Raw genomic sequence first — 6,469 nt, 5'->3', positions numbered from 1 at the left:
GCCATCTTCTACCTGCGCCTGCCGGCCACCTTCGGCCTCGGCACCTACGGGGTGAGCGCGGACTTCGTCGCCGGCGGTGGTCTGTACAAGAACGCCAACGTCACCTACCGCGGAGTGGCCGTCGGTCGGGTCGAGTCGGTGGGGTTGAACCGCAACGGCGTCACCGCTGAAATGCGGCTCAACAGCGGCACCCCGATCCCGGCCAACGTCACCGCGACCGTCAAGAGTGTTTCGGCCATCGGTGAGCAGTACATCGACCTGGTGCCGCCGGCGACTCCCGCGCCGGGGAAGCTGCGCAACGGATCCAAAATCGACGTCAAGAACACCCGCATCGGCCAGGACGTCGCCGACTTGCTGCACCAAGCCGAGAAGTTGGTGAACAGCCTGGGTGACACGCGGCTGCGTGAGCTGCTGCACGAGACGTTCGCGGCCACCAACGGCACCGGCCCGGAACTGGCTCGGTTGATCCAATCGGCCCGGTTGCTGGTGGACGAGGCCAACACCAATTACCCGCAGGTGTCCCAACTGATCGATCAGGTCGGCCCAGTCCTGCAAGCTCAAATCCGCGCGGGGAGTGACATCAGGACGCTGTCCGACGGGCTGGCTCGGTTCACTTCCGAGGTGCGCCAGGCCGATCCCCAGCTGCGGGACACCCTGGCCACCGTGCCCGACGCGGTGGACGAAGCCAACACCGCGTTCTCCGGTATCCGCCCGTCGTTTCCGACTTTGGCGGCCAGCCTGGCCAACTTGGGCCGGGTCGGCGTCATTTACCACAAGACCATCGAGCAACTGCTGGTCGTGTTCCCCGCCCTGTTCGCCGCGATCACCACCGCGGCCGGCGGCCAACCGCAGGACGAGGGTGCCAAGCTGGACTTCAAGCTCGACTTGGGTGACCCGCCGCCCTGCAACACCGGCTTCATCCCGCCGCCGCTGATCCGTTCGCCGGCCGACGAGACGGTGCGCGAGATCCCGACGGACATGTACTGCAAGACCGCTCAGAACGACCCCAGTACCGTGCGCGGTGCGCGCAACTACCCGTGTCAGGAGTTCCCGGGCAAGCGCGCGCCGACGGTACAGCTGTGCCGTGACCCCAAGGGCTACATCCCGACCGGCACCAACCCGTGGCGCGGACCGCCCATCCCGTACGGCACACCGATGACCAACGGGCTGAACGTGTTGCCGCCCAACAAGTTTCCGTTCATACCGCCGGGTGCAGACCCGGACCCGGGCGTCCCGATCGTCGGGCCGCCGCCGCCGGGGGTCACGCCTGGCCCGGGTCCGGCACCGCACCAGCCGGCGTTTGTTCCGCCGCCGCCCAACGACAACGGGCCGCCGCCGCCGTTCACGTCGTGGCAGCCGCCAGGGGTGCCGCCGGTGCCGCCACAGCTTCCGTTCCCGAAGTACGTTCCGCCGCCGGGACCGCCGGTGGGGACGGGGCCGGAGCCCGGACCGGCGCCCGGTCCTGCGCCGGGCCCAGAACCGCAGGCCAGCGGCACGGCCTACAGCTTCTATGACCCGGCGACCGGCGCGTTCCGGGACCCGGCGGGCGGCACTGGTATCTTCGCGTCCGGCATCACCGGTGCATCCAGCGCCGAGAATTGGGTGGATCTGATGCTTGCTCCGAAGCCGTCTTAGGAGATGTAGTGGCGACACAGCAAGCGACGCCGCAACGGGTGCGTCGGCGGGCGTCCCGCGCAGCCGGTCCCGCAAAGAGCGAGACGAGTGAGAGCAAGCCCGAAGCAACCGTCGCGGTCGAAGCTCCGGCCGAGCCGGCCCGGAAAGCCAAGCCGGCCAAGCCGCTCAAGGGGCTCCGGCCGCCCTCGCGCCGCCCCGCGCACCGCCGCCTCGTCGCGTGGGTCTCGTTGGCGGCCGCGGTTCTGGTGATCGCCGGGCTGACCGCGGGTGTGCTAGCGCTGATGGGACAACACCGCGGTGCGCGTGCCGCGCAAGCCCGCGACCAGCGTTTCGTCGACACGGCAACCCAGACGGTCATCAACATGTTCAGCTACACTCCGGACACCATCGACGAGTCGGTCAACCGGTTCGTCAACGGGACCAGCGGTCCGCTGCGTGGCATGCTCAGCGCCAACAACAACGTCGACAATCTCAAAGGACTGTTCCGGTCCACCAACGCAACCTCCGAGGCGGTCATCAACGGCGCCGCCCTGGAAGGCATCGACACCGTGACCGACAACGCCTCGGTCCTGGTCTCGGTCCGGGTGACGGTGGCTGACATGGACGGCGTCAACAAGCCGTCCATGCCCTACCGGCTGCGAGTGATCGTGCACGAGGACGAGGCCACCGGACAAATGTCTGGCTACGACCTGAAATACCCCGACGGAGGTAACTGATGCGGTGGCCGCAGTGGCTGACCGCATTCCTCGGAACTCTCGCCATTCTTGCGATCGTGGGCTTGTCCGCAGTCGGGGGCTGGTTCTATTGGGATCGAGTGGAGACCCGAGGGGAACAGGCTGCGCGCACGGAACTGCCCAAGCTGGCCAAAGACCGGATCCCGCAAGTGTTTGGCTACGACTACCAGACCGTGGAGCGCAGCCTCGCCGCGGTGTATCCGTTTCTCACGCCGGACTACCGGCAGGAATTCCAGAAGAGCGCCAATGCGCAGATCATCCCGGAGGCCAAGAAACGGGAAGTGGTCGTCCAGGCCAACGTCGTCGGCGTGGGAGTGATGGCGGCGCAACGTAATTCGGCGTCGGTGATGGTTTACATGAACCGCACCGTGACCGACAAGGCTCGGCAACCGCTTTACGACGGCAGCCGATTACGTGTCGATTTCAAGCGTATCGACGGCAATTGGCTGATCGCCTACATCACGCCCATCTAGTAGCACATCGCAATCCCGTTGCAGTACAAGGGGTATCGCTCGACTGGGCTAGGCGGCGGCCCGGTCAGCTGCAGCGAGAACGGCTGCTTCTTCATATCCGACGGCAGCCCACAGACTTCGCCATGGATGATGGTGTGGGTGCCGCTCATGGTCTCGTCGCTGAAGGCGTAGGTATCGGTGGTCGGGGCGGTTCCGCCGCCCGGGCATTCCACACCGTCGGACTTGTTGACGGTGAAAGTCCACAGCACGCTCGACAACCGCGCGCGCCCGCTGAAGTTCTGCAGTCGGTCAGCGCGGGTAGTCGGCCACTGCGGCGTGGCGCTCACGACATTGAGCGCACAGTTGAACGCCTGCACCACCGGGTCGGAATAATCGTTCATGTTGCGGGTGCCAGAGGGCTGATCGCACAGCGCGCTGATCGTCCAGGTGACGTTGGACGCGCCCGCCTCGTTCAACGTGTAGGCGCCGTCCGCCGGCGGTCCCAGCGCGCGGGCCGGGTTCCCCGAATCCAGGGCAATGCCGAACCCAACGGCCACGACGACGCCCGCACCGGCAGCCAATCCGCGACGGATCCTCACGTCGGTCCTCCCTCCACGGCAAGCACTGCATCGAGTATCACAGCGTTAGTCGGCGAACACCATGGGTTTGCCGTCGCTATACCTGCGTGTGAGGTTTGGCTTCGGCAAGCGCGTCGAGGAACGACCGCGCCCAGCGGTCCACGTCATGGGCGAGCACTTGGCGTCTCAGCGCCCGCATCCGGCGCCGCCCCTCTTCGTCGGACTGGTTGAGCGCCGCCTCGATGGCGTCCTTCACCCCGTTCAGGTCGTGCGGGTTGACCAGGTAGGCCTGACGGAGTTCGGCTGCGGCGCCCGTGAATTCGCTGAGCACCAGGGCTCCGCCCAGATCGCTGCGGCAGGCGACGTACTCCTTGGCGACCAGGTTCATGCCGTCACGCAGCGGCGTGACCAGCATGACGTCGCTGGCCACGAAGAACGCGATGAGTTCGTCGCGGGGGACGGGGCGATGCAGGTAGTGCACCACCGCGTGGCCGACCTCGCCGTATTCGCCGTTGATGTGCCCGACTTCGCGTTCGATGTCGTGGCGCAGGATCTTGTAACTTTCGACGCGCTCGCGGCTGGGTGTGGCGAGCTGGATCAAGACGGTGTCGTCCCGCTTGGCGCGGCCCTCGGCAAGTAATTCCGAGAACGCTTTCAATCGGACGTCGATGCCCTTGGTGTAGTCCAGGCGGTCCACGCCGAGGAGAACTTTGCGCGGGTTGCCGATCTCGGCCCGAATCTCTTTGGCGCGGCGCCGGATGTTGCGGTCGCGGGCCGCCTGGTCGAGCTCACCGGAGTCGATGGAGATGGGGAAGGCGCCCACCCGCACACTGCGGTCCTCGAGCTGCACCTCGCCAAATCGAGACCGCACGCCCACCGAGCCGCGGGAGGTTTCCGCGCCGATGAGACGGCGCGACAGGATGAGGAAGTTCTGGGCACCGCCGGCCAGGTGGAAACCAACCAGGTCGGCGCCGAGCAGGCCTTCGATGATCTCGGTGCGCCAGGGTAGTTGCATGAACAATTCGATCGGCGGAAACGGGATGTGCAGGAAGAATCCGATGGTCAGGTCCGGCCGCAGGGTCCGCAGCATCTTCGGGACCAGTTGGAGCTGGTAGTCCTGGACCCACACGGTGCCGCCTTCGGCGGCCGCGCGGGACGTGGCTTCGGCGAAGCGACGATTGACGTCGACGTAGCGATCCCACCATTCCCGGTGGTAGATCGGCTTGACGATGACGTCGTGATACAGCGGCCACAGGGTGGCGTTGGAGAAGCCCTCGTAATACTCCGCGACATCGTCGGCGGACAGGCGTACCGGGTGCAGGCGCAGGTCGTCCTGCAGGATCGGCTCTTCGTCGGCGTCCACCACTCCCGGCCAGCCGATCCAAGCCCCGCGCCGTTTGCGCAGCAACGGCTCCAACGCGGTGACCAAACCGCCGGGGCTGCGCTTCCAGGCGGTGGTGCCGTCGGGAAGTTGCTCCAGATCAACGGGCAGCCGGTTGGCGACTACCACAAAGTCTGAGTCGCCGAAGCCGCCGGTTTCCGATGGCTCAGAAGCCGGGCTTCCCTTGTGAGCCATTAGCTCTCGTGCTTCGCCGGTCCAATACCAAGCATGGACAAGAAAACGCGGCACTCGTCGGCGTCGTTGGCGTACGCGGCGACGACGCGCCTGGCCTGGCTGGCGGTGCTGTCGGCCAGCGGCTCGACGTCGCCGATGTCGCCAGGGTCAGATTTGGTAGGCATTACACGATTTTATGCCAAGCGGCTGGACTGGGGACGGGCGCCTCGTCGCACCGTGCCGGCTACCCAGGCACGGCCTTCTTACAGACTGGCCGTAATGTGTAACGGGCTCCCAGGCGCGACGACAAGGTAGGTGGGCGATATGACACTGTCCGACCAGGCCGGTGCTCAAGCCGGCAACGCTGACCGCCCCGAGATGGTGGCCTACGAGACTCTGGACGAGGGACGCATTGCGCGAATCTGGTTGAACCGGCCCGATGCCCACAACGCCCAGAACCGCACGCTGCTGGTCCAGCTGGACGAGGCGTTCCTGCGCGCCGAAGCCGACGACACCGTCCGCGTGGTCATTCTGGCGGCGCGAGGCAGAAACTTCTCCGCCGGCCACGACCTCGGGTCGGAGGAGGCGATGCTGGAGCGTAAGCCCGGCCCGTCGCAGCACCCGACCTTCCGCTCGCACGGGGCCACGCTGGAACCGATCATCGAAAAGCTGTATCACCAAGAATGGCACTTCTTCTTTGAAAACACCTGTCGTTGGCGGGATCTGCGCAAGATCACGATCGCCCAGGTGCAGGGAAACGCGATATCGGCCGGCTTGATGCTGATCTGGGCGTGTGACCTGATCGTGGCCGCCGACAATGCCAAATTCAGTGACGTGGTCGCGGTCCGGCTGGGTATGCCGGGCGTCGAATACTACGCGCACCCTTGGGAATTCGGCCCGCGCAAAGCCAAAGAGCTGCTGTTGACCGGTGATTCGCTGGACGCGGATGAAGCCTATCGATTAGGCATGGTGTCCAAGGTGTTTCCGGTCGACGAACTGGAAGACAAGACGCTGGAGTTCGCCCGGCGCATTGCCGAGCGACCCACGATGGCGTCACTTCTGGTGAAGGCGTCGGTCAACGCCGCGTCCGATGCCATGGGGTTCACCGAGGCGCTCAGGCACGCCTTCCACGTGCATGAGCTCGGCCACGCGCACTGGGCGGCGCACAACGAAAACAGGTTCCCTGTCGGTCTGCCGCCGGACGTCGAGGACTGGCGCACCGCCAAGCCGACGAAGGTTGCGCGGCGCGATACGCCGTAAGGCCGCAGATTTATTCACAGCTGTCCCAGCAGCCTCTCCGTCGGGCGGTGTCTCTTGTGCCCGCCTCACAGCGACAACAGATGAGGCACGCCCCGAGCGCTCGCCGTTGTCGCTATGAGGTGGGCACTTTGTCACCCACCTAGTCCAGCGACGTGTGGGGCTGCTGTGACTCACTTGCCGCGCCGCTTGAGCGCAACCAGACCGGCTGCGGCGCCGGCCAACCCGACCGTGGCTCCGGCGGCGGCGCGTTGCCTG

General features: G+C 66.1%; 7 protein-coding genes. 4 read left to right on the top strand and 3 right to left on the bottom strand.

Annotated features, from left to right (window positions below):
- The 3 genes from A9W95_RS05290 to A9W95_RS05280 form a co-directional block, all read left to right on the top strand.
- Window positions 1-1,635, top strand: a 1,635-nt coding sequence (locus tag A9W95_RS05290) for a virulence factor Mce family protein (RefSeq protein ID WP_067409553.1), incomplete at its 5' end; no start/stop codon positions are given.
- A gap of 8 nt (window positions 1,636-1,643) precedes the next feature.
- A complete protein-coding gene (locus tag A9W95_RS05285) occupies window positions 1,644-2,351 on the top strand; it encodes a mammalian cell entry protein (RefSeq protein ID WP_067409552.1) in 708 nt (235 codons plus the stop codon).
- Window positions 2,351-2,842, top strand: coding sequence for a mammalian cell entry protein (locus tag A9W95_RS05280; RefSeq protein WP_067409551.1), 492 nt, complete (start codon window positions 2,351-2,353; stop codon window positions 2,840-2,842). The genes A9W95_RS05285 and A9W95_RS05280 overlap by 1 nt, the downstream gene beginning before the upstream one ends.
- Here the strand turns inward: A9W95_RS05280 and A9W95_RS05275 are convergent.
- From A9W95_RS05275 to A9W95_RS26730, 3 genes are all read right to left on the bottom strand, one after another.
- Window positions 2,839-3,420 (bottom strand): hypothetical protein, encoded by a 582-nt coding sequence (locus tag A9W95_RS05275; protein ID WP_067409550.1) that lies wholly within the window; start codon window positions 3,418-3,420, stop codon window positions 2,839-2,841. The genes A9W95_RS05280 and A9W95_RS05275 overlap by 4 nt on opposite strands.
- A 76-nt stretch (window positions 3,421-3,496) precedes the next feature.
- Window positions 3,497-4,975 carry a trehalose-6-phosphate synthase gene (locus A9W95_RS05270; RefSeq protein ID WP_067409549.1) on the bottom strand — a complete coding sequence of 493 codons (1,479 nt, stop codon included), beginning with the start codon at window positions 4,973-4,975 and terminating at the stop codon, window positions 3,497-3,499.
- Window positions 4,975-5,139 carry a hypothetical protein gene (locus A9W95_RS26730; protein ID WP_116645546.1) on the bottom strand — a complete coding sequence of 55 codons (165 nt, stop codon included), beginning with the start codon at window positions 5,137-5,139 and terminating at the stop codon, window positions 4,975-4,977. Before A9W95_RS26730 ends, A9W95_RS05270 begins: the two co-directional genes overlap by 1 nt.
- A 139-nt stretch (window positions 5,140-5,278) precedes the next feature.
- Here A9W95_RS26730 and A9W95_RS05265 point away from each other — a divergent pair, with 139 nt between their 5' ends.
- Complete coding sequence (locus A9W95_RS05265) at window positions 5,279-6,214, top strand: enoyl-CoA hydratase (RefSeq protein WP_067409548.1); 936 nt, start codon at window positions 5,279-5,281, stop codon at window positions 6,212-6,214.
- The last annotated feature ends 255 nt before the right edge of the window (window positions 6,215-6,469 follow it).

It is taken from the genome of Mycobacterium sp. 1423905.2 (assembly GCF_001673155.1).
In the GTDB taxonomy this organism is placed as follows: domain Bacteria; phylum Actinomycetota; class Actinomycetes; order Mycobacteriales; family Mycobacteriaceae; genus Mycobacterium.
This window is presented reverse-complemented; position numbering and strand designations above follow the sequence as displayed.